This is a genomic window from Neptunicoccus cionae (assembly GCF_002860325.1).
GTDB classification, from domain to species: Bacteria; Pseudomonadota; Alphaproteobacteria; order Rhodobacterales; family Rhodobacteraceae; genus Amylibacter; species Amylibacter lutimaris.
The window spans coordinates 284661-305684 of sequence record NZ_PKOJ01000003.1 but is presented as its reverse complement, the minus strand read 5'-3'; the positions used below and the strand labels follow the sequence as shown (position 1 = coordinate 305684).

The 21024-nt window shown below is 58.0% G+C and carries 22 protein-coding genes; 6 read left to right on the top strand and 16 right to left on the bottom strand.

All coding sequences use genetic code 11. The features are described 5' to 3' along the window. Window positions 1-8 precede the first annotated feature (8 nt). Window positions 9-374, bottom strand: coding sequence for a response regulator (locus C0U40_RS10315; RefSeq protein WP_101655691.1), 366 nt, complete (start codon window positions 372-374; stop codon window positions 9-11). A gap of 72 nt (window positions 375-446) precedes the next feature. Then, on the bottom strand, window positions 447-1676 hold the full coding sequence (locus C0U40_RS10310; RefSeq protein ID WP_286134907.1) for a helix-turn-helix domain-containing protein: 1230 nt from the start codon (window positions 1674-1676) through the stop codon (window positions 447-449). 263 nt (window positions 1677-1939) lie between these two features. Here C0U40_RS10310 and C0U40_RS10305 point away from each other — a divergent pair, with 263 nt between their 5' ends. The 5 genes from C0U40_RS10305 to C0U40_RS10285 all read left to right on the top strand — a co-directional run bounded on the left by C0U40_RS10305 (window position 1940) and on the right by C0U40_RS10285 (window position 7148). Further along, complete coding sequence (locus C0U40_RS10305; protein WP_101655689.1) at window positions 1940-3298, top strand: substrate-binding protein; 1359 nt, start codon at window positions 1940-1942, stop codon at window positions 3296-3298. An 88-nt stretch (window positions 3299-3386) separates the two neighbouring features. Continuing rightward, window positions 3387-4433 (top strand): branched-chain amino acid ABC transporter permease, encoded by a 1047-nt coding sequence (locus C0U40_RS10300; RefSeq protein ID WP_101655688.1) that lies wholly within the window; start codon window positions 3387-3389, stop codon window positions 4431-4433. A 4-nt stretch (window positions 4434-4437) separates the two neighbouring features. Then, the gene (locus C0U40_RS10295; protein ID WP_101655687.1) at window positions 4438-5625 is read left to right on the top strand and encodes a branched-chain amino acid ABC transporter permease; all 1188 of its coding nucleotides are present in this window, start codon (window positions 4438-4440) and stop codon (window positions 5623-5625) included. Window positions 5626-5639: 14 nt separating this feature from the next. Continuing rightward, window positions 5640-6395: an ABC transporter ATP-binding protein gene (locus tag C0U40_RS10290; protein WP_101655686.1), complete on the top strand. Its 756-nt coding sequence runs from the start codon at window positions 5640-5642 to the stop codon at window positions 6393-6395. Between the two features lie 15 nt (window positions 6396-6410). After that, entirely contained in the window at window positions 6411-7148 is a 738-nt protein-coding gene (locus tag C0U40_RS10285) for an ABC transporter ATP-binding protein (protein WP_101655685.1), read from the top strand. Window positions 7149-7228: 80 nt separating this feature from the next. On the opposite strand, the gene C0U40_RS10280 is transcribed toward C0U40_RS10285, so the two are convergent. From C0U40_RS10280 to C0U40_RS10215, 14 genes are all read right to left on the bottom strand, one after another. After that, a complete protein-coding gene (locus C0U40_RS10280; protein WP_101655684.1) occupies window positions 7229-7588 on the bottom strand; it encodes a hypothetical protein in 360 nt (119 codons plus the stop codon). A gap of 67 nt (window positions 7589-7655) precedes the next feature. Continuing rightward, window positions 7656-8090 (bottom strand): universal stress protein, encoded by a 435-nt coding sequence (locus tag C0U40_RS10275; protein WP_180957669.1) that lies wholly within the window; start codon window positions 8088-8090, stop codon window positions 7656-7658. 167 nt (window positions 8091-8257) lie between these two features. Beyond that, on the bottom strand, window positions 8258-8659 hold the full coding sequence (locus tag C0U40_RS10270; RefSeq protein WP_101655682.1) for a RidA family protein: 402 nt from the start codon (window positions 8657-8659) through the stop codon (window positions 8258-8260). Window positions 8660-8687: 28 nt separating this feature from the next. Then, window positions 8688-9377, bottom strand: coding sequence for an ABC transporter ATP-binding protein (locus C0U40_RS10265; protein WP_101655681.1), 690 nt, complete (start codon window positions 9375-9377; stop codon window positions 8688-8690). Then, window positions 9374-10132: an ABC transporter ATP-binding protein gene (locus tag C0U40_RS10260; RefSeq protein WP_101655680.1), complete on the bottom strand. Its 759-nt coding sequence runs from the start codon at window positions 10130-10132 to the stop codon at window positions 9374-9376. Before C0U40_RS10260 ends, C0U40_RS10265 begins: the two co-directional genes overlap by 4 nt. After that, complete coding sequence (locus C0U40_RS10255) at window positions 10125-11108, bottom strand: branched-chain amino acid ABC transporter permease (RefSeq protein ID WP_101655679.1); 984 nt, start codon at window positions 11106-11108, stop codon at window positions 10125-10127. Before C0U40_RS10255 ends, C0U40_RS10260 begins: the two co-directional genes overlap by 8 nt. Next, complete coding sequence (locus C0U40_RS10250) at window positions 11105-12025, bottom strand: branched-chain amino acid ABC transporter permease (protein ID WP_101655678.1); 921 nt, start codon at window positions 12023-12025, stop codon at window positions 11105-11107. Before C0U40_RS10250 ends, C0U40_RS10255 begins: the two co-directional genes overlap by 4 nt. A 57-nt stretch (window positions 12026-12082) precedes the next feature. Continuing rightward, window positions 12083-13219, bottom strand: coding sequence for an ABC transporter substrate-binding protein (locus tag C0U40_RS10245; protein WP_101655677.1), 1137 nt, complete (start codon window positions 13217-13219; stop codon window positions 12083-12085). 45 nt (window positions 13220-13264) lie between these two features. Continuing rightward, window positions 13265-14887 carry an AMP-binding protein gene (locus C0U40_RS10240; RefSeq protein WP_101655676.1) on the bottom strand — a complete coding sequence of 541 codons (1623 nt, stop codon included), beginning with the start codon at window positions 14885-14887 and terminating at the stop codon, window positions 13265-13267. A 14-nt stretch (window positions 14888-14901) separates the two neighbouring features. After that, window positions 14902-16053, bottom strand: a complete 1152-nt coding sequence (locus C0U40_RS10235; RefSeq protein WP_101655675.1) for an acyl-CoA dehydrogenase family protein — start codon at window positions 16051-16053, stop codon at window positions 14902-14904. Further along, window positions 16053-16853: an enoyl-CoA hydratase family protein gene (locus tag C0U40_RS10230; protein WP_101655674.1), complete on the bottom strand. Its 801-nt coding sequence runs from the start codon at window positions 16851-16853 to the stop codon at window positions 16053-16055. The genes C0U40_RS10235 and C0U40_RS10230 overlap by 1 nt, the downstream gene beginning before the upstream one ends. Window positions 16854-16855: 2 nt before the next feature. Continuing rightward, window positions 16856-17332, bottom strand: a complete 477-nt coding sequence (locus C0U40_RS10225; RefSeq protein ID WP_101655673.1) for a MarR family winged helix-turn-helix transcriptional regulator — start codon at window positions 17330-17332, stop codon at window positions 16856-16858. Further along, the gene (locus C0U40_RS10220; RefSeq protein ID WP_101655672.1) at window positions 17329-18066 is read right to left on the bottom strand and encodes an SDR family NAD(P)-dependent oxidoreductase; all 738 of its coding nucleotides are present in this window, start codon (window positions 18064-18066) and stop codon (window positions 17329-17331) included. The genes C0U40_RS10225 and C0U40_RS10220 overlap by 4 nt, the downstream gene beginning before the upstream one ends. Beyond that, window positions 18063-20357, bottom strand: a complete 2295-nt coding sequence (locus C0U40_RS10215; protein WP_101655671.1) for a bifunctional salicylyl-CoA 5-hydroxylase/oxidoreductase — start codon at window positions 20355-20357, stop codon at window positions 18063-18065. Before C0U40_RS10215 ends, C0U40_RS10220 begins: the two co-directional genes overlap by 4 nt. A 144-nt stretch (window positions 20358-20501) precedes the next feature. Here C0U40_RS10215 and C0U40_RS10210 point away from each other — a divergent pair, with 144 nt between their 5' ends. Next, window positions 20502-21020 carry an REP-associated tyrosine transposase gene (locus C0U40_RS10210; protein WP_101655670.1) on the top strand — a complete coding sequence of 173 codons (519 nt, stop codon included), beginning with the start codon at window positions 20502-20504 and terminating at the stop codon, window positions 21018-21020. Window positions 21021-21024 lie beyond the last annotated feature (4 nt).

Sequence of the window (21024 nt, the reverse complement as noted above, 5' to 3'; positions counted from 1 at the left end):
AGCAGGGATCATTCCAGCAGGGCTTTGATATTGGCCACGATTTCGCGGTTTGAAAAGGGTTTGGTCATAAACATAGACGCGCCGGCGGCCTGTGCTGCGGCGCGGTCACGGGACTGTCCCTTGGCCGTCAGCATCAATACCGGCGTGTCGGCCATGCCTTCCGTTCCGCGAATTTCGCTGAGGATGTCAAAACCGCTCTTGCCCGGCAGCATAACATCAAGGATCACAAGATCCGGTGTCAGCCGCGCGGCGGTTTCGGCGGCATTGCTGCCATCGGAATGGGTGCTGACAGACAGCCCCTCCCGTGTCAGAAGAAAGCTGAGCGCCTCTACTATATGGGGTTCGTCCTCGATCAATAACACCCGTTCGTGCATTACAGCCTCCCAACTGTTTTGCAGACAGCCTCCCAACTGCCAGCTTGGTGAAACTACGGCAAGCCTGTGGTTTTAGGCAAGGATGTAATCCACCCGCCGCGCGTCGCAGTGTTTTCGCGGGCAGACGCTGCAATGAAGACCGGCCAGCACAGGTGCTGTCGGCGCTTGTGTCATGACGCGATTGTCGGCGCTGAAAATCATGGTTGAGCGCAGCAGGGCAGGCAGATCGTAACCGCCGTGATCAAGTGGCTCGGACAGCGCATAAGTCAGGACACGGTCCCCTGACGGCATTTCCAGTGTGGCGCGCAAAATCTGCCCGGGCTGGGCAAAAGCACGGTAGATCGGCCAGAGCGGACAAGCCGAGGAATAGAGCGGCAGCGCAAGTTCGGGGGTGGGTTTACGCATAAGAACCGCGCCGGACATGTCTACTTCGATCAATCCGAAGACCGGAAATCCCATGTCCGGAGGCATCTGTGCCATGCGAAACAGGATCGCCATGACGCTGGTGTCATAATGCTGCGCAAGGCTGAGAGGATCAAAGCCGTGTTTTCCGGCTGTGCTGGCAAAGGCCTCGGCAGGGATCGCGTTCTGGATCGACTGATACCGTTCCAGCGTGCTGTGGAGGACCGGTGCGTCGTGGGGGCCGGTTTTCAGGTCTGGGTTGATGTCGGGCGGGGGCACATGATCATGGCTCGCCCAGAAATCATGCGCCACAGCTGTTGCCGGTCCGCTCGGGTCGGACTTGGCTTCATGGTCGAAGAAATCCACCATCTTCTGGGCGGTCTCGGACAGGCGTTGACTGTCGCTGTGCAGGTTGGCGAGAAAGCGGGCCTGCATATCCGCCGGAATATCCCCTTCTGTGGCAAGGATGCTGGCGGTGGACCTGATCGCGGTGATGTTGGACAGGATCTGGTGCATCGTCTCTGACACAAACGGGTCATGGGCCATCTGGTCTGTCATCGCGGTCAGTGTCTCGCGCTGTTCGCGGCTGATCCGCGCCAGTTCGCTAAGCAGTTTTGCCCAGCCGGGATAGCGTCCGACGAATTCTTCGATCCGCTCCACCTCGGCGTGAATTGAGCTGTGGCTTTTGGCCGTTTCGGTCAGCGCGTTGATCAGTGAGGCATCGGCGCCTTCGGTCAGTTCGGAAGGGTGCAGGTCCAGTTCCCGCGCGATGGACAGCAGGGTCCGGCCCGCGATTCCCCGCCGGTTGTGTTCGATCAGATTGAGATAGCTCGCCGAAATCCCCACAGCACGGGCCAGCGCTGTCTGGGTCAGTTTGCGGGTCTGACGGCGTTCTCTGATGCGGGTTCCGATAAGGGTTCTGGGCAGGATTTTTTTCCTTTGATTGCTTTACGTTGCGGGAAGATCGGTCACTAAATTTACAAAATGCTGCATTGCGTCGAGAAAAACTTTACAAAAAAATTCAACCAAAGCAACTGTTTATTGTGTTTTTAACGGATCGGCGGGAAGATGCCAATGTCAATTATTTGACTTCGTGTCCGGGCGCGTGTCCATGGGAGGATGCACGGGTCGGTCAAAAAATTGAGTTCATTGGGAGGAAATCTATGACTCTGATTAAACCAACACGGCGTGGTGTCATTCAGGCCGGCGCTTTGGCAGGGGCCGGTATCGCGATGCCGACGATCCTGACTGCGGAAAGCCATGCCGGCTATCGCAATGCACCCCAAGGCAGTACCGTGACGCTGGGCTTTAACGTGCCGCAATCCGGTCCCTATGCGGATGAGGGCGCGGACGAGCTGCGCGCTTACGAACTTGCGGTCGAACACCTCAACGGCGGTGGCGACGGCGGTATGATGAATACCTTCACCGCCAACGGCAGCAAAAACGCGCTGAAGGGGAATGGTATTCTGGGTAAAGAGGTGAAATTCGTCACCGGCGATACACAGACCAAATCCGATGCGGCGCGGGCGTCTGCGAAGTCCATGATCGAAAAAGATGGCGCGGTCATGATCACGGGTGGTTCGTCCTCCGGCGTGGCGATTGCGGTTCAGGGGCTGTGTCAGGAAGCTGGCGTTATCTTCATGGCCGGTCTGACCCATTCCAACGATACAACCGGCAAGGACAAGAAAGCCAACGGGTTCCGTCACTTCTTCAACGGCTATATGTCTGCCGCTGCGCTGGCCCCAGTGCTTGAGAAAATGTACGGCAAGGACCGCAAGGCCTATCACCTGACAGCGGACTACACTTGGGGTTGGACACAGCAGGAATCCATCGCTGCGGCAACCGAGGCCAAGGGCTGGGAAACCGTCAAGAATGTTCTGACACCGCTGGCGACAACGGACTTCTCGTCCTATGTGGCACCGGTTCTGAACTCCGGAGCGGATGTACTGGTTCTGAACCACTACGGCGGCAACATGGTGAACTCGCTGACCTCTGCGGTGCAGTTCGGTCTGCGGGACAAGCAGGTAAACGGCAAGAACTTCGAAATCGTTGTTCCACTGTATTCTCGTCTGATGGCTCGTGGTGCGGGTGAAAACGTGAAGGGGATCTTCGGGTCCACCAACTGGCACTGGTCCTTGCAGGACGAAGCCTCCAAAGCGTTTGTTAAATCCTTTGGTACAAAATACGGCTTCCCGCCAAGCCAGGCTGCGCACACATGTTACGTGCAGACCCTGCTTTATGCCAACGCAGCGGAAACCGCCGGCACGTTCAACCCTTGTGGCATTGCCGAAGCGCTGGAAGGCTTGCAGTTCGATGGTATGGGCAATGGCGCTACCGAGTACCGCGCCGAGGACCACCAGTGCTTCAAGGACGTTCTGGTTGTGAAGGGTAAAGACAACCCGACCTCCGAGTTCGACCTTCTGGAAGTTGTGGAAGTTACCCCGCGCGAGCAGGTTGAATACGCCCCTGACCATCCGATGTTTGCCGGTGGTGATCTGGGTCAATGCAATCCGGGCGCGTAAGTGTAGCCTGATGCTGAACAGGACCACGGCAAGCCAATTGCCGTGGTCTTTTACAATACATCCCTCGATATAGAAGAAGGGCGGGACTATGGACGCAATCCTCCTGCAAATTCTGAACGGACTGGACAAAGGCTCCGCCTATGCGTTGATCGCCCTTGGCCTGACGTTGATTTTCGGCACTCTGGGCGTGGTGAACTTCGCGCACGGTGCCTTGTTCATGATCGGTGCATTCTGCGCCGTTACCTTGCAAAAAATCCTCACCATCAGCTCTGTCAGCATTGATCCGGAAAAGAAGGATTTTCTGGGCAACCCGATGGAGGTGAAAACACCTTATGTGGAATCCCTGTTCGGAGAGGCCACCGGCCAGTTGATCATCAACTGGTCCGTCCCGCTGGCCATTCTGTTCGCGATTCCGGTGATGCTGGCGGTTGGCTACATTATGGAACGCGGGTTGATCAAACATTTCTACAAGCGTCCGCATGCGGATCAGATCCTTGTGACCTTTGGTCTGGCGATTGTGATTCAGGAAATCGTGAAACACTACTACGGCGCAAACCCGATCCCGACACCCGCACCTGATGCGCTGCGCGGTTCCTTCGATTTCGGCGTGTTGCTTGGCTTTGACCCGAATGCAGTGATTTATCCGCTGTGGCGTCTGGTTTATTTCGCCTTCTCGGCCCTTGTCATCGGCGCGGTCTTCGCCTTCCTGCAATTCACCACATTCGGCATGGTGGTGCGGGCCGGTATGGCAGATCGCGAAACCGTAGGTCTGCTTGGCATTAACATCGACCGCCGTTTTACCCTGACATTCGGGATCGCGGCGGCTGTGGCCGGTCTGGCAGGTGTGATGTACACGCCGATTAACAGCCCGAACTATCACATGGGTATGGATTTTCTGGTGCTGAGCTTTGTGGTCGTCGTGGTCGGCGGCATGGGCAGCCTTCCCGGAGCGGTACTGGCAGGCTTCCTTCTGGGTATTCTCGAAAGCTTCGCCGCAATGAACGAGGTCAAAAGCTTCTTTGAAGCCATCTATCTGCCGTCCATTGACCAGATCATCATCTACCTAGTTGCAATTATTGTTCTGTTGACCCGCCCGCGTGGTCTGATGGGACGCAGAGGCGTGATGGAGGAATAATCCCATGCTTGGACTGAACAAAAAAGACACCGGCCTTTTCATCTTCGTGATCTGTGTCACGGCACTCGCCCCGTTCATCATGAACCCGTTTCCCGCAGACAGTGCGATGGCGCAGTTCAACGCGGGCTATCCCGACCTGATGCAGCGGTTTGTGATCTTCGGCATCTTTGCCATCGGTTTCAACATCCTGTTCGGCCTGACCGGATACCTGTCCTTCGGCCATGCGGCCTTCCTGGGGGCAGGCTCCTATGCGGCGGTTTGGATGTTCAAACTTCTCAGCTATAACATCGTGCCGGCGATCATCCTGTCGGTCATTGTTGCAGGGCTGTTTTCCGTGATCATCGGGTTTATCTCCCTGCGCCGCTCCGGCATCTACTTTTCGATCCTCACACTGGCCTTTGCCCAGATGTCCTTTGCCATGGCCTATTCGGTGCTGACACCGCTGACAAACGGGGAAACCGGCTTGCAGGTCTATAACGACGATCCGCAATGGCTGAAAGGCAACGGGCCGGATGCGACCCATTTCTTCGGGTTGGAGATGCGTTCGACCTTTGATCTGGATATCGGTGCGTGGTCGTTTTCCTTTAACGTCGGCTACTATTTCTGCGCGGTGCTGATGCTGGTGGCCTTCTATCTGTCCATGCGGATTTTCCGCTCTCCCTTCGGGTTAATGTTGCGGGCGATCAAGACCAACCAGACACGTCTGAACTACACAGGTCTGAATTCGCGCCCCTATACGCTCGCCGCTTTTGTGATTTCGGGCATGTATGCTGGGTTGGCCGGTGGACTGATGGCCTCCATGGACCCGCTGGCCGGGGCCGAACGGATGCAATGGACAGCTTCGGGTGAGGTGGTTCTGATGACCATTCTTGGCGGTGCAGGTACGCTGCTTGGTCCGCTGCTGGGTGCAGGTTTCATCAAATACTTCGAGAATATCTTCTCCAAGATTAATGAAAGTGTGTTGCACGGCTGGTTCGGCTTCCTGCCGGACGGGATCGAGAACGGTCTAATCTGGGTGATCGAGCACTTCGTCGGTTCCGGCTGGCACCTGACATTGGGTCTGTTGTTCATGCTGATTGTGATCTTCCTGCCCGGTGGCCTTATGGAAGGTGCAACCCGCATTCGTGACCGGTTCAGTGGCGACAAGAATAAAAAAGACACCGAGGGCAAATACGCCCCGGCTGGCGAATAAGGAGGGCTGGATTTATGGGAATTCTTGAAATCCAGAACGTGAACAAATCCTTTGGCGGTTTGAAAGCGTTGCAGAACGTCAATCTTAACATCGAGGAAGGCACGATCCACGCGATCATCGGCCCCAACGGAGCAGGCAAATCGACATTGTTGAACTGTTTTGTCGGCAAGCTGGTTCCGGACACGGGCACGGTGACCTTTGATGGTCACTCGTTGTTGGGAAAGAAGCCGCATGAGATCAACCAGATCGGAGTCAGCCGCGTCTTCCAGACACCTGAAATCTTCTCCGACCTCAGCGTGTTTGAAAACGTGATGATCCCTTGTTTCGCCAAACGGGACGGCGCATTTGAACTGAACGCACTGTCCCGCGTGCAGGGACAGACCGACATACGCGAAAAGGCCGAACAGATGTTGATCGACGTGAACATGATCGACAAGCGTGACATGATCGCTTCGTCCATGTCGCGCGGGGACAAGCGGCGGTTGGAAATGGCCATGTGTCTGGCGCAAGACCCCAAGCTGCTACTGCTTGATGAACCTACAGCAGGGATGGCGCGGGCGGATACCAACAACACGATCGAACTGCTGGCCCAAATTCAGGACAAGCGGCATATCACGATGGGTGTTATCGAGCATGATATGCATGTGGTATTTTCGCTGGCGCAGAAGATTTCGGTGCTCGCACAGGGGACGGTGATCGTCGAAGACCTGCCTGAAAACATCAAAGGCCATCCGAAAGTTCAGGAAGCCTATCTTGGTACGGCGCATTAAGGGGTGCATGACATTATGGAAAAGAACGCAAATCACGCAGCCACCGCGCCGGCCTATTTCTCGGCCTATGATATTCACGCCTATTACGGCGAGAGCTATATCGTGCAGGGCGTGTCGCTGAATATCCACGAAGGCGAAATTCTTGCGCTGCTGGGGCGTAACGGGGCGGGGAAAACCTCGACCCTGCGGGCGCTGGCGCGGCTGGATGATCCCATGCTGACCCACGGTGAGGTCTGGCTGGACCGCCAGCCCCTGCACCAGATGAAGGCATGGCAGGCCTCGCAGGCGGGTATCGGACTTGTTCCCGAGGACCGGCGGATCATTCAGGGGCTGACGGTGGAAGAAAACATCCAGCTGGCCCAGATCGAGAAGCCGATAGGCTGGTCGATTGACCGCATTTACGACCTTTTCCCCCGGCTCGGGGAGCGGCGCAAGCAGGAGGGTACAACCCTGTCAGGGGGCGAACAGCAGATGCTGGCCATCGGGCGCGCACTGGCGCGGGATATCAAGCTCCTGCTGCTGGACGAACCCTATGAAGGTCTGGCGCCGGTGATCGTACAGGAGATCGAAAAGACCCTGCACCACATCCGCGAACAGGGGATGACGACGATCATCGTAGAGCAAAACGCGGTCGCCGCGCTGAACCTCGCGGATCGGGCGGTGATCCTTGATACGGGGCAGGTGGTGTTTGACGGCACCGCCAAAGAGGTTCTCGACAACGAACAATTGCGCCACGAGTATCTGGCGATCTGATCGGGGCCGAGTGAATTTTCTGAAGGGCGGTCTTTTGGCCGCCCTTTTCGTTAGGAGCATTTTAAGAACATTGAAAAGCGCTAGCGGCGCAGTGCCGTAAAGAGCGTGGCTGTCGTGAAAGCCCCTGTGGCGATCCAGCCGAAGTACCATGCTGCCCCTGCAAATGCGTCTTCGCCATAGGAACTGGCAAAGGTGATCTGGCCGTATTTGGCCAAGCCAAAGCCGATGGCGAGCAGGATCAGGAAGACAAGGGTGCCCTTACTGCGCCGGAAGGGGAGCCAGCTTGCCACGTAGCCAAGGGCCAGCCCGATAGGTATGCCGATCAGGATGGTTTGCACGTCCCACCAGATATGTGCACCAAGCGCGCGTGCGCCGCCAAGAAGGGCAAAGCCCAAAGGCAGAAGGGCTGCAACGACAAGACAGAGGATCAGGTTTTTCATAGATCAACAATGCCGCAAACCCGCGTGCTGTCAGCAGGTTTACAGCATTGTTACGGTGATTTGACAGTTATTTGACCGTCAGAACCGCGCAAGTGGCGTCATGGGTAATCTTGGAAGAGGTGCTGCCAAGGAAGATGGCGGCGAGATTTCCAAGGCCGCGGCGACCACAGACGATGAGATCGGCGTCTTTGGCGGTGGCGACAGACAGGACTTCGTCAGCAGGAATGCCGCTGCCGATATAGGTGCTTTTCGGCTCTATCCCGTAGCTTTCACATGCGGTTTTCGCCTCTGCCATAACGGCGCGGCCCGCTTCTGCGATTTGCTCGAATGAAGCTTCAAGCACATAGGTTCCCGCCCCGACAGCAACGGCTGTCGTGTCCACTTGCGGGGTGTGGACCAGATGCAGTTCTGCGCCGTAGTGGCCGGCAATGTCACAAGCCGCTTTGATTGCGTGTTTGGATGGCTCGGATCCATCTACAGCAGCGACGATTGTGGTGAACATGGTTTTCTCCCGTTTTTGCGACGTGTTCATGTTGGCATGAACGCGCAAAGGTTTCTTTGATACGGATCAATTTAAGCCGGTTTTGCAGGAATTCCACTGGGGCGTATTGACCGGATATCAAATTTTCCGGTGACAGAAGCTGCCACCGGATGTAACGGCAGTTCCGGTTAACGGGGGCCAAGATAGGCGGTGGCCTCGATTTCCAGCAGCGCTTCGTCTTCGATCAGGCCAGCTACGACCAGCATGGACATGGCGGGAAAATGACGGCCCAGCACCTTGCGGTACACCGCGCCAACTTCGGACTGGCGGGCCAGATATTCGGTCTTGTCCAGAATGAACCATGTCAGGCGGGTGATGTCTGTGGCCTTTCCACCTGCGGCTTCAACCACATCGACAATGTTGCGCAGCGCCTGCTCCATCTGCCCGATGAAATCATGGGTTTCAAACTTCTGTTCGGCAGTCCAGCCAATCTGGCCGCCGATATAAAGTGTACCGTCATCCCCGAGAATGCCGTTGGCATAGCCTTTGGCCGGGGCCCAACCGTCAGGCTGGATATTTGTCTGTGTCATTGTCTCTCTCCCTTCAGAGGGGGCGTGTTCAGACGCCCAGGAATTGCTGTGTTACGTCTTCGTCAAGCTCTGCCATGGCTCCTGTCCAGACGGTTCTGCCCCGTTCGAGGATCGTGGCGCGGTCTGCCACCTGAGACAGTTCTTTCAGCGATTTGTCTACCACCAGAATGGACAGGCCTGTGTCCTGTTTCAGCGTGGCGATCGCGTTCCAGATTTCCTGCCTGACCAGCGGGGCGAGCCCTTCGGTGGCTTCGTCCAGAATTAGCAGGCGCGGGTTGGTCATCAGGGCGCGTCCGATTGCGAGCATCTGTTGTTCACCGCCCGACAGCGATGCCGCGGACTGGTCCCGGCGTTCTTCAAGGCGGGGAAACAGGGTGGCCACACGCGATAAATCCCAGTGGCCGGTACGGGCTGCGGCCGTCAGGTTTTCCTCAACGCTGAGGTTTGGAAAGCAGCGGCGCCCTTCGGGTACAAGACCTAGCCCGAGCCGTGCAGCCTTGAAAGCGGGCAGGCGGGTCAGGTCTGTACTGTCAAAGCTGATCTGCCCCGCGCTTGCAGGCAACAGGCGGCAGATGGTTTTAACGGTGGTGGATTTGCCCATGCCGTTGCGCCCCATCAGGGCGAGAACTTCGCCCTCGGCAATCTCGAGCGAGACATCGAACAGGGCTTGGGTGGCGCCGTAGGAGGCTGCAACGTTTTGGATTGAAAGCAGGCTCATGCGTCTTCCCCCAGATAGGCGCGGCGGACTTCGGGATGGGCCCGGATTTCAGCGACACTTCCGGTGGCGATAATCTGGCCGTAGACCAGTACGCTGATCCGGTCGGCCAGCGCAAATACTGCGTCCATATCGTGTTCTACCATCAGGATCGGAGCCTGTTCACGCAGGCTGTCAAGAAAGCCCGTCAGGGCTTTGGAACCGCTCGCGCCAAGCCCCGCCATCGGTTCGTCCATCACGAAAGCCTTTGGTTGAAGGGTCAGCGCTACGGCGACCTCCAACTGGCGGCGTTGCCCGTGGGACAGTTCTGCTGTGCGGGTACGGGCGTGGTCTTGCAGGCCGACCCGTTCCAGCGCCTGTTCTGCCACTTGTCGCAAGCTGGCATTGCCCAAGGCGGATTGGAACAGGTGGAAAGGGCGGCCTTGTGCACCAAGCGCACCCAGCACAGCGTTTTGCAGAACCGTGTCTTCCATCGCAAGGGCCGAGACCTGAAAGGTTCGTCCAAGTCCCAGCCGTGCCCGTTTGGCTGTTGGCAGGGTGGTAACATCCCGCCCGTTAAGATGGACTGATCCGCTGTCAGGTTTCAACCCGCCTGCGATCTGGGCGATCAGGGTGGATTTGCCTGCCCCGTTCGGCCCGATTAACGCGTGGATTTCCCCTGCACGCAGATCAAGCGAAATGTCCTGACTGGCCTTGAGGGCATCAAAGGATTTACAGATATTACGGGTTTCAAGGATCGGGGTTTGCAGGTCAGTCATGGGCTTTCTCCCGTCCGGCAAGAGTGCCGATGACACCGCCCTTGGCAAAGAGCACCACCAGCAGCAGTAACAAGCCGAGGTAGATGTGCCAGAACTCGCTCAGTCCGCCGAGGATGTGTTCAAGGATGATAAACAGCGCTGCACCCGCGACAGGGCCGAACAAACGCGCCGTGCCGCCAAGGATGATGAACACCATGATCTCGCCGCTGGTTTGCCAGCTGAACATGGTGGGGCTGACGAAGCGGTTTAAATCGGCAAACAGCGCGCCGGCCAGTCCGGTAATCATGCCCGAAATCACAAAGGCCAGAAGGCGCAGGCGGTAGGGGGACAGGCCGATGGTTTCCACCCTTTGCGGAGATTGCCGCGCGGCATTCAGGGCAAGGCCGAAAGGCGAGCGGGCCAGTCGTGCCGAGAACAGCAGGGCGGCCAGTAGCAGCACAAAAGTAATGGCGAAGAACTGGATCGGGTCGAGCGTGTTCAATCCCGGAAAACTGTTTCGCACGTATATAGACAAGCCGTCTTCGCCCCCGTAGGCGGCCCAGCTTATGGCGAAGTAATAGAGCATCTGCCCGAAAGCGAGGGTGATCATAATGAAATAAACGCCGGAGGTACGCAGGCTCAGCGCACCGATCAGCAGTGCCGTGATACCGGATGCAACAACAGCCACCAGCCATATCACCGGCATGGATTTCGTGCCTTCGATCAGGACTGGCCAGTCTGTGATTGCGGTATAGCTCTGGGCGTGGCTGGCAAGGATGCCCATCGCATAGCCGCCGATCCCGAAGAAGGCGGCATGACCAAGGCTGACCAGCCCGCCAAGGCCAAGGGCGATGTTCAGCCCCACACCGGCCAGCGCAAGGATCGCAACTTTGGTGGCCAGCGTGATGATGAAAGGTTCGTCCATGGCATAAGCCAAGAGCGGCACCAGCAGCAGCGCCAGCGCCAGCGCAGAATTTATCAGTGTTTCGCGGGTCATGCTCTGGCTCCGTAGAGTCCGGACGGTTTTACCACCAGAACGATGGCCATCAGGATGTAAATGGACATGGAGGCCAGCGCCGATCCGGTGGATGTGGCAGAGGCATTGTCCATGAACAGGCTGAAGAACAGGGGCAGCAGCAGCCCGCCCAGCGTATCGGTCAGCCCCACAAGGATCGCCCCGACCAGTGCGCCCTTGATCGAACCGATGCCGCCGATCACGATGACGACGAAGGCAAGGATCAGAACCGGCTCGCCCATGCCCACCTGCACCGACTGGATCGCGCCGACCAGTGCTCCGGCTAGTCCGGCAAGGGCGGCGCCAAGGGCAAAGACGATAGTGTAGAGTTTGGAAATATCGACACCGAGGGCCGCAATCATCTCGCGGTCGCTTTCACCGGCGCGGATCTGGATGCCAAGTCGCGTGCGCGAAATCAGCAGGAACAGGCCGAAGGCCACGACCAGCCCGATGGCGATCAGGGTCAGACGGTACAGCGAATACTGGATACCACCGGGCAGGGTGACAGGACCGGAGAGCGCCTCGGGTATGTTCAGGAACAGCGGGAACGATCCGAACAGCCAGCGCGTGCTTTCCGAAAAGATCAGGATCAGCGCAAAAGTGGCGAGAACCTGATCCAGATGCTCGCGGGCGTAGAGCCTGCGGATCACAAGGATTTCCACAAGCGCACCGGCCGCAGCAGCAGCGGCCAGCGCGGCGATCAGGGCCAGCAGGAAAGATCCGGTGGCACCGGCGACGGCGGCGGCAGCAAAAGCACCGATCATGAACAAAGAGCCGTGGGCGAGGTTGATCAACCCCATTACCCCGAACACGAGCGTCAGGCCGGCAGCCATAAGGAACAGCATGATTCCGAACTGCAATCCGTTCAGAACCTGTTCAGCCAAGAGAAGAAGGGACATGGAAAACGCCTTGCGCGAAAGGGCGGGCGCAGCATTGGCCGCGCCCGCCGGATTTGCTTACATCTTACATTCAGCGGCGTAGACATCGCCGTGATCTTCAAGGGCGACACCAACGATTTTGTTGGTGTATACATCGCCTTCCTTGATGACTTCGCGCACATAGATGTCCTGAATCGGGTGGTTGTTGTTGCCGAATTTGAAATCCCCGCGAGTGCTGGAGAAATCCGCTTCTTTCAGCGCAGCGCGGAAGGCATCTGCATCCGAAATGCTCGCTTTGCCCATCGCGCTCAGCAGCAGGTTGGCTGTGTCAAACCCCTGACTGGCGTAGAGTGACGGCAAGCGACCGTATTCGGCTTGAAAGCTTTCGACGAAGGCCTTGTTTGTGGCGTTGTCGATGTCCTTGCTCCACTGGGAGGTGTTCCGCACACCAAGAGCCGCATCGCCCACGGCTTGCAGGATACCCTGATCAAAGCTGAAGGCAGGACCGACGACAGGCAGGTCGATACCACTGTCGGCATATTGCTTGAGGAAGGAAATCCCCATGCCGCCCGGCAGGAAGAAGAACACGCTATCTGCACCGGAGGCGCGGATCTGTGCGATTTCAGAGGCGTAATCCGTCTGGCCGAGTTTGGTCAACAGCTCGCCGGACAGTTCGCCTTTGTACTGGCTTTTGAAGCCGGTCAGCGCGTCAACACCTGCGGGGTAGTTCGGGGCAAGGATAAACGTGTTTTTGTACCCTTCAGATGTCGCGTGTGCGCCTGCGGCTTCGTGCAGGTTGTCGTTTTGCCATGCCACGTTGAAATAGTTTTGGTGGCAACCCTTACCGGCCAGCGCGGATGGTCCCGCGTTCGGTGAGAGGTAGATTTTACCCTGCGCTGTGGCGCTCGGGATCACAGCCATCGCGAGGTTGGACCAGATGATGCCGGTCATAACATCTACTTTTTCCGACTGGATCATCTTGTCAGCCAGTTGAACCGCGATGTCCGGTTTGCGCTGGTCGTCCTCGATCACCACTTCGATGTCGGTATTGCCGGACTGTTTTACAGCCAGCATAAAGCCGTCGCGCACATCAATGCCAAGCCCTGCGCCGCCGCCGGACAGTGTGGTGATCATGCCCACCTTCAGGGGTTCGGCCAAGCCGGCGGTGCCGAGTGCGGCCAGCGCGGTTGCGAGTGCCAGTGTTTTGATTTTCATTATAGTTCTCCCTTGTTGTTATCGTTTCTGTTGGTTGTTGATGGGTTATGAATCCACATCCTGCTTCAAAAGGAAACGTTGAATTTTCCCTGTCTGGGTTTTTGGCAAACCTTCTGTGAAAATGATCCGTCTGGGATATTTGTACGGCGCGATCTGCGCTTTGACGAAATCCTGCAACAGTTTGGCGGTGACGTCGTCCGGCGTGCCGGACTGCAGGACAACATGGGCCTCTACGATGGAACCGCGTTCTTCGTCCGGTGCTCCGATCACAGCACATTCCGCGACCAGTTCATGGGCAAGAAGCGCGGCTTCTACTTCGGGGCCGGCGATATTATAGCCGGAGGAGACAATCATGTCGTCGTTACGTGCGGCGAAGTGTAATGCGCCGTTTTCATCCATGGAAAAGGCATCGCCGGTAATGTTCCAGCCGTCCTGCACGTATTTCGCCTGCCGCTCGTCCGCGAGATAGCGGCAGCCCGTCGGGCCGCGCACCGCCAGTCGACCCACGGTGCCACGCGGCACTTCGGCGCCGGTGTCGTCGATGATCTTGGCCTCATAGCCGGTGACGGGTTTGCCGGTGCAGGCGGGGGCGTGATCGTCAAAGCGGTTGGTAACAAAGATATGCAGCATCTCTGTTGCGCCGATCCCGTCTAGCATGGGCTTTCCGGTTTTCTCCATCCACGCCTGATATACCGGTGCGGGCAGGGTTTCCCCTGCTGATACAGCGGCACGAAGGCTCGACAGGTCGGCCCCTTCGTCCATCGCGGCCAGCATGGCGCGGTAGGCCGTTGGCGCGGTGAAACAAACGGTGGCGCGGTATTTCTCGATGATCTCGATCATATTGGGCGGTGAGGCTGTTTCCAGCAGGGTTGCCGCCGCCCCGAAACGCAAAGGAAAGATCGCCAGCCCGCCCAGCCCGAAGGTAAAGGCCAGTGGCGGGGAACCGATAAACACATCCTCGGGCGTGACGTTCAGGACTTCCTTTGCATAACCGTCCGCGATGATCAGCAGGTCGCGGTGAAAATGCATCGTCGCCTTGGGGGCGCCTGTGGTGCCCGATGTAAACCCAAGCAGCGCCACATCGTCCCGCCCCGTCTTTACTGCTTCAAACTGCACCGATTTTTCCAGCGCCAGCCGGTCCAGTTCGGCATCGTGGTTTGATGTGCCGTCAAAGCCGATAACATGGGTCAGCGTGGCGTTATCCTTGGCGCAGGCCACCATTTCATCCATCAGTCGCGTGTCACAGAGCGCATGGGTGATCTCTGCCTTGTCCACAATCTTGGCCAGTTCCCCGCTGCGCAGCATCGGCATGGTATTGACCACCACGGCCCCCGCCTTGGTCGCGGCCAGCCAGCAGGCTACCATCGCGGGGTTATTGGCAGAGCGGATCAGCACGCGGTTGCCCGGTTCAACGCCAAAATCTTCCACCAGCACATGGGCAAGGCGGTTGGTCCAGTCGGTCAGTTCCTTATACGTGCGCCGCCGCCCGTTGCCGATCAGGGCCGTGTGGTCTCCAAAGCCTTTCGCAACCATGGCATCCGTCAGTTCGACCGCAGCGTTGAGGTATTCGGGATAATCAAACCCGTCCAGCAGGAAGTCGGGCCAAGTGTTTTTCGGGGGTAGATTGTCCCGTGTGAAACGATCGGTATGTGCGCTTGGCCCTAGCATGTTTCCTGTCTCTCCTATGCGCCCAGTGTCTGGCGGGCAATGATGACTTTTTGAACATCGGAGGCGCCTTCGTAGATCCGGAGCGCCCGTATTTCGCGGTAGAGTCTTTCGACCATTTCACCGGAGCGCACCCCGTCCCCCCCGTGAAGCTGTACCGCAGCATCGATGACTTTCTGCGCCTGATCTGTAGCGAACAGTTTGGCCATTGCGGCCTCGCGGGTGATGCGCGGTGCGCCGCTGTCCTTGGTCCATGCCGCGCGATAGATCAGCAGGGCGCTTGCATCCACATTAACGGCCATGTCTGAAATATGCCCCTGCACCAGTTGCAGATCAAATAGGGGGGCACCCTGAACATGGCGGCTGGTGACGCGGGCAAGGGATTCATCCAGCGCACGGCGGGCAAAGCCGAGCGCCGCCGCCGCCACGGTAGAGCGGAACACATCCAGCACCGACATGGCAATTTTGAAGCCCTCGCCGCTGCTGCCGATCATTGCGGATTTGGGAATCCGGCAATCGGTAAACCGCAATGTAGCCAGCGGATGGGGCGCGATGGTTTCCAGCCGTTCTGCCACCTCGAAACCGGCGGTTTCAGCGGGCACGATGAAAGCGGACAGTCCCTTGGCCCCGGGCGCATCGCCAGTGCGGGCAAAGACGGTGTATACATCCGCGATCCCGCCGTTTGAGATCCAAGTCTTTTCGCCATTGAGGATATAATCGTCGCCGTCCAATGTCGCTGTCATGCTGGAACTGGCCACATCGGAACCGGATTGCGGTTCGGTCAGCGCAAAGGCAGAAATCGCCTCGCCCTTGCGGGTTTTGCTCAGCCATTCGGATTTCTGCGCGTCCGATCCGAACAGGGAAATTGCCCCCGTTCCAAGACCCTGCATCGCAAAGGCAAAATCCGCCAGCCCGTCGTGGCGGGCCAGTGTTTCGCGGATCAGGCACAATGTGCGCACGTCCAGTGGCGCGCCTGTTTGCGGATCAACCGCCGAATGGGTCAGCCAGCCCGCCTTGCCAAGGGCGGCGACAATGGACCGGCAGGCGTTGTCCGTGTCCGAATGGTCGATTGCGGCCAGATGTTCTGCCGCCCAAATGTCCAGATCATCCGCCAGTTTGCGGTGGCTGTCTTCAAAGAACGGCCAGTTCAGGAAGGTGCGGTCTGCCATCAGTTGCCCTCGAACACGGGTTTTTCCTTGGCGACAAAGGCGTTGAAGGCCCGCTCGAAGTCGGCGGTCTGCATGCAAATGGCTTGTGCCTGTGCTTCGGCCTCAATCGCTTGTTCGATGGACATGGACCATTCCTGCGCCAACATGGTCTTGGTCATCATATTCCCAAAATTCGGCCCCGCCGCGATGCGGGCAGCCAAGTTCTGCGCGGCTGTGTCCAACTCGTCCGCAGCAACTACGGAATTGTAGAACCCCCAATTCGCGCCTTCTTCGGCATTCATCGAGCGGCCTGTGTAAAGCAGTTCCGCCGCGCGGCCCTGACCGATGATGCGGGGCAGGATCGCGCAGGCGCCCATATCGCAGCCCGCCAGCCCGACACGGGTGAACAGAAAGGCGCATTTGGCTTCCGGTGTGGCGATCCGCAGGTCAGAGGCCATCGCGATGATTGCGCCAGCCCCTACGCAAACCCCGTCAATCGCAGCAATGACGGGCTTGCCGCAATTGACAATCGCCTTGACCAGATCGCCGGTCATGCGGGTAAAGGCCAGCAGTTCCTTCATGCTCATCTTCGTCAGCGGGCCAATGATGTCATGCACATCGCCACCCGAAGAAAAGTTGCCGCCGTTAGAGGCAAATACAACCGCGTTCACGTCATCCGCATAAACCAGATCACGGAACCAGTCCCGCAGTTCGGCATAGCTGTCAAAGGTCAGCGGGTTCTTGCGTTCGGGCCGGTCCAGCGCGACTGTGGCGATGCCGTCCTCGATCTTGCACAGAAAATGTTTCACATCGGTGCGCATGGTCATTGTTTCCTCTCCCGAAGGCTTGTTTCAAGTTGTTCCAGCCGGATCGCGATATTGGCGGCGTCTTTTTCGCCAAATTCGCCAAGCATCTCGTTGATCCAGCTTTCATGAGCCGCGGCTTGCGCTGCAAATTCCTTTTCGCCCCGTTCGGTCAGGCGGACCTGCCAGGCGCGGCGGTCGTTTGGTACGGCAACCCGCACCAGAAACCCGTCTTCCACCAGCCGGTCTACAATGCCGGTGACATTGCCGTTAGAGACCCGCAAAACCTCGGAAAGCTGGCTCATCTTCAGCCCGTCGGAATAGCGCGACAGGGCGGCCATCACATCAAAGCGGGGCAGGGTAGAGGCGAACTCCCGCCGCAGGTTATCCCTGATCTGGGCCTCTATCGAACGGCTCGCCTTCAGGAAGCGGAGCCAGAGCCGTAACCGCGCTTTGGAGGCGGAGTCTTCCGGCAAAGTAGCAGCGTGCTCGCTCATATCTCGCCCCCTGACAGGCTGAGCGCATGGCCGTTTACCGATCGCGCCCCTTCCGAGCACAGCCAGAGCGCCGTGCTCGCCACCTCATCCGTCTGGATAAAGCGGCGCTGCGGATTGCTTTTCTGCAAGGATTTCACGGCCTGCTCGCGGGGCATTCCGGTTTTTTCCATGATGTTGTCAATGGAACGGTCCAGAAGCGGCGTTTCCACAAAACCGGGGCAGATCGCATTGACAGTAATCCCTGTCTCCGCCAGCTCCAGCGAAAGTGCACGGGTCAGCCCGACCACGGCATGTTTCGCCGCGCAGTAACCTGCCACATAAGGGTACCCTTTCAGCCCCGCAGTGGAGGCAATGGCGATCATCCGCCCTTCGCCTGCGGCTTTCATATCCGGCAGAACCGCCTGCCACAGATGGAACACACCAGCCAGATTGACATCGGTCATGGCGTGTAAATCGGCGCCGGTCATTTTTGCGAAAGGCTTGCTAAGGGCTGCGCCCGCATTTGCGATGGCAACCGTCACGGGGCCGTTTTCTGCGCGGGCAGCGTCAATGGCCTGTTCCACCGAAGCAGGGTCTGTCACATCGCAAATCTGATAGGGCAGGGATTGTGCCTTCAGGGGGGCTTCGCTGCGTCCCAGAATCGTGACTTTTGCACCTTCGCGGGCAAAAGCCTGCGCGATTTCTGCGCCGACGCCGGTGCCACCGCCGGATATGACCACATGTTGCGGCGTCATACCTTCCCCACCATTTCTGCCTGACGGTCCGCCAGACGCCAGTGCTGGTCCCGCCCTGCGTCATAGGGATTGGGCCAGTTTTCCTGCCTGTCGCCAATCTGTGTGGCGGCATGAAGCGTCCAGTAGGGATCGGCCAGATGGGGCCGCGCCAGACAGACCAGATCGGCCCGCCCCGCCATCAGGATGGAATTGACGTGATCCGGCTCGTAGATATTGCCGACAGCCATGGTTTTGATACCGGCTTCGTTGCGGATGCGATCGGAAAACGGGGTTTGGAACATACGGCCATAGACCGGCTGTGCCTCTGTCGAGGTTTGGCCCGCAGAGACGTCGATGATATCGGCACCCGCATTTTCGAACATCTGCGCGATCAGCACCGCCTCTTCAGGGGTGACGCCGTCATCCCCCGCCCAGTCGTTTGCCGAAATCCGCACCGACATGGGCTTTTGCGCAGGCCAGACCGCCCGCATCGCGGTGAAAACCTCCAGCGGGTAGCGCATCCGGTTTTCCAGAGACCCGCCATATTCATCCGAACGGATGTTCGACAGGGGCGAGATAAAGGACGAGATCAGATACCCGTGGGCGGCGTGAAGTTCGATCATGTCAAACCCCGCAGCCTGCGCCATTTCTGCCGCTGCAACAAACTGGTCCCGCACCATATCCATATCCGCACGGGTCATGGCCACGGGGGTCGCATTGCCGTCGGACCATGCAATGGCGGATGCTGACAGGATCGGCCAGTTGCCGGTTTCAAGCGGCTGATCCATGCCTTCCCAGCCTACACGGGTCGAACCCTTGCGCCCCGAATGGCCGATCTGGCAGCAGGTCTTCGCATCGGTTTCGCCATGGATGAAGTCATTCAACCGCTGCCATGCCGCCTGATGCTCCGGCGCGTAAAGCCCCGGACAGCCCGGCGTAATCCGACCCTCAGCCGAGACACAGGTCATTTCCGTATAAACCAGTCCGGCGCCGCCCTTGGCCCGTTCCCCGTAATGGATCAGGTGCCAGTCTGTCGGGCAGCCCTCCACCGCCTTATACTGCGCCATCGGAGACACGACGATGCGGTTTTTCAGCTGCATATCGCGCAGTTGGAAGGGCGCAAACATCGGGGCGCGGGGCGGGGTGGTTTCTGCGCCGCCTGCCTGTTTCTGAAACCACGCCTCGGCGGAGGCAAGCCACGCCGGATCCCGCTCTCGCAGGTTTTCGTGGCTGATCCGCTGGGAACGGGTCAGCAGGGAATAGTTCAACTGCACAGGGTCAAGATGCAGGTAGCGTTCCACATCCTCAAACCATTCGACCGAGTTTCGGGCGGCGGATTGCAGGCGCAGCACTTCCAGTCGGCGCTGGTCCTGATACTTGTCAAAAGCCGCGTTGAGATCGGCTTCTCCGGTGATGTATTCCGCCAGCTCTATCGCGCTTTCCAGTGCCAGTTTGGTGCCGGACCCGATGGAAAAATGCGCCGTGGCCGAGGCATCGCCGAGCAGCACGACATTTTCATGGCTCCAGTTTTCGCAGAGCACACGGGGAAAGCGTATCCACGCAGACCCGCGAATGTGGTTGGCGTTGGTCATCAGGGCGTGGCCACCCAGATAATCCTTGAATATGTCTTCACAGATTTTGATGCTTTCGGCCTGGCTCAGATCGGCAAAACCATAGGCGTCGAACGTCTCTTGCGAACATTCAACGATAAAAGTCGCGGTGTCGTCGTTGAATTGATAGGCATGGGCCCAGACCCAGCCCTTATCGGTGTTTTCAAAAATAAAGGTAAAAGCGTCGTCGAATTTCTGGTGGGTGCCAAGCCAGACAAACTGGCAGCTGCGCAGGTCGATATCCGGCTTGAACGTGTCGGCAAACTCCATCCGCGTTTTGGAATTCAACCCGTCAGCGGCCACCACCACATCATATTCGGACTGGTATTCTGCGGCGGATTTCACCTCTGTTTCAAAGCGCATGTCAACGCCAAGCGCACGGGCCCGTTCCTGAAGGATCAACAGCAGCCGTTGCCGCCCGATGCCGCAAAAACCGTGACCGGTAGACAGCATTTTTTGCCCCAGATGGTGCACGGCAATATCGTCCCAGTAGGCGAAATGTTTGCGGATCTCGGCGGCGGATTGAGGATCGTTGCGATGCAGATTGTCGAGCGTTTCATCCGACAGAACTACGCCCCAGCCGAATGTGTCATCCGGCTTGTTGCGCTCCATCAGAACCACCTCGGCGTCCGGCTGGCGGAGTTTCAAGGAGATTGCAAAATAGAGACCGGCAGGTCCACCACCCAAAACAGCTATACGCATCTATTGTCCTCTCTGAGGGCCAGCACCAAAGGGCTGGATAAAGAAAGGCTAGGGTGAGTCGCGATTTCGTTCAAGCAAAAATATTTTAGGTTTGAAATAAGTGGGATTGAGGGGGTGTTAACTATTTTGCGTTTTTGTCACTGGATGGTGAATTATCGAAGACCGAAAATCTGTGGTGCGACCGTGTTCATTACCGTAGTGCTCGCCCGTCGCGGCGATGATCTGCTGCTACGCTATGTGGATGTTCTGCGGGGTGCCGTGGCGCGTACACAGGCGGCGCGCCCCTTTGTCATCAATGCTTTTGTCGTGCTGCCGGATCATTTCCACTGTGTGCTGACGCTGCCGGAGGGGGATGCGGAGTATTCACGACGGATCGGTGCGATCAAGGCGCGGTTCGTTATGGGGGTTCGCAAGGCAGGCTATGTGCCGCCAATGGATTTGCCGGTTGTGTCGCGGGGGCGGTTTGCCGGGCTGAAGCCCGGTCTACGGCTTGAAAAGCGGGAGGTCGGTATCTGGCAGCGGCGGTTTTGGGAACATCACATTCGTGATGAACGGGATTACCGTAACCATTTACAATATTGCTGGAACAATCCGGTAAAGCACGGATTTGTGGCGCACCCGAAGGACTGGCCCCATTCGTCGTATCACCGCGATAATGCGTAGGTCG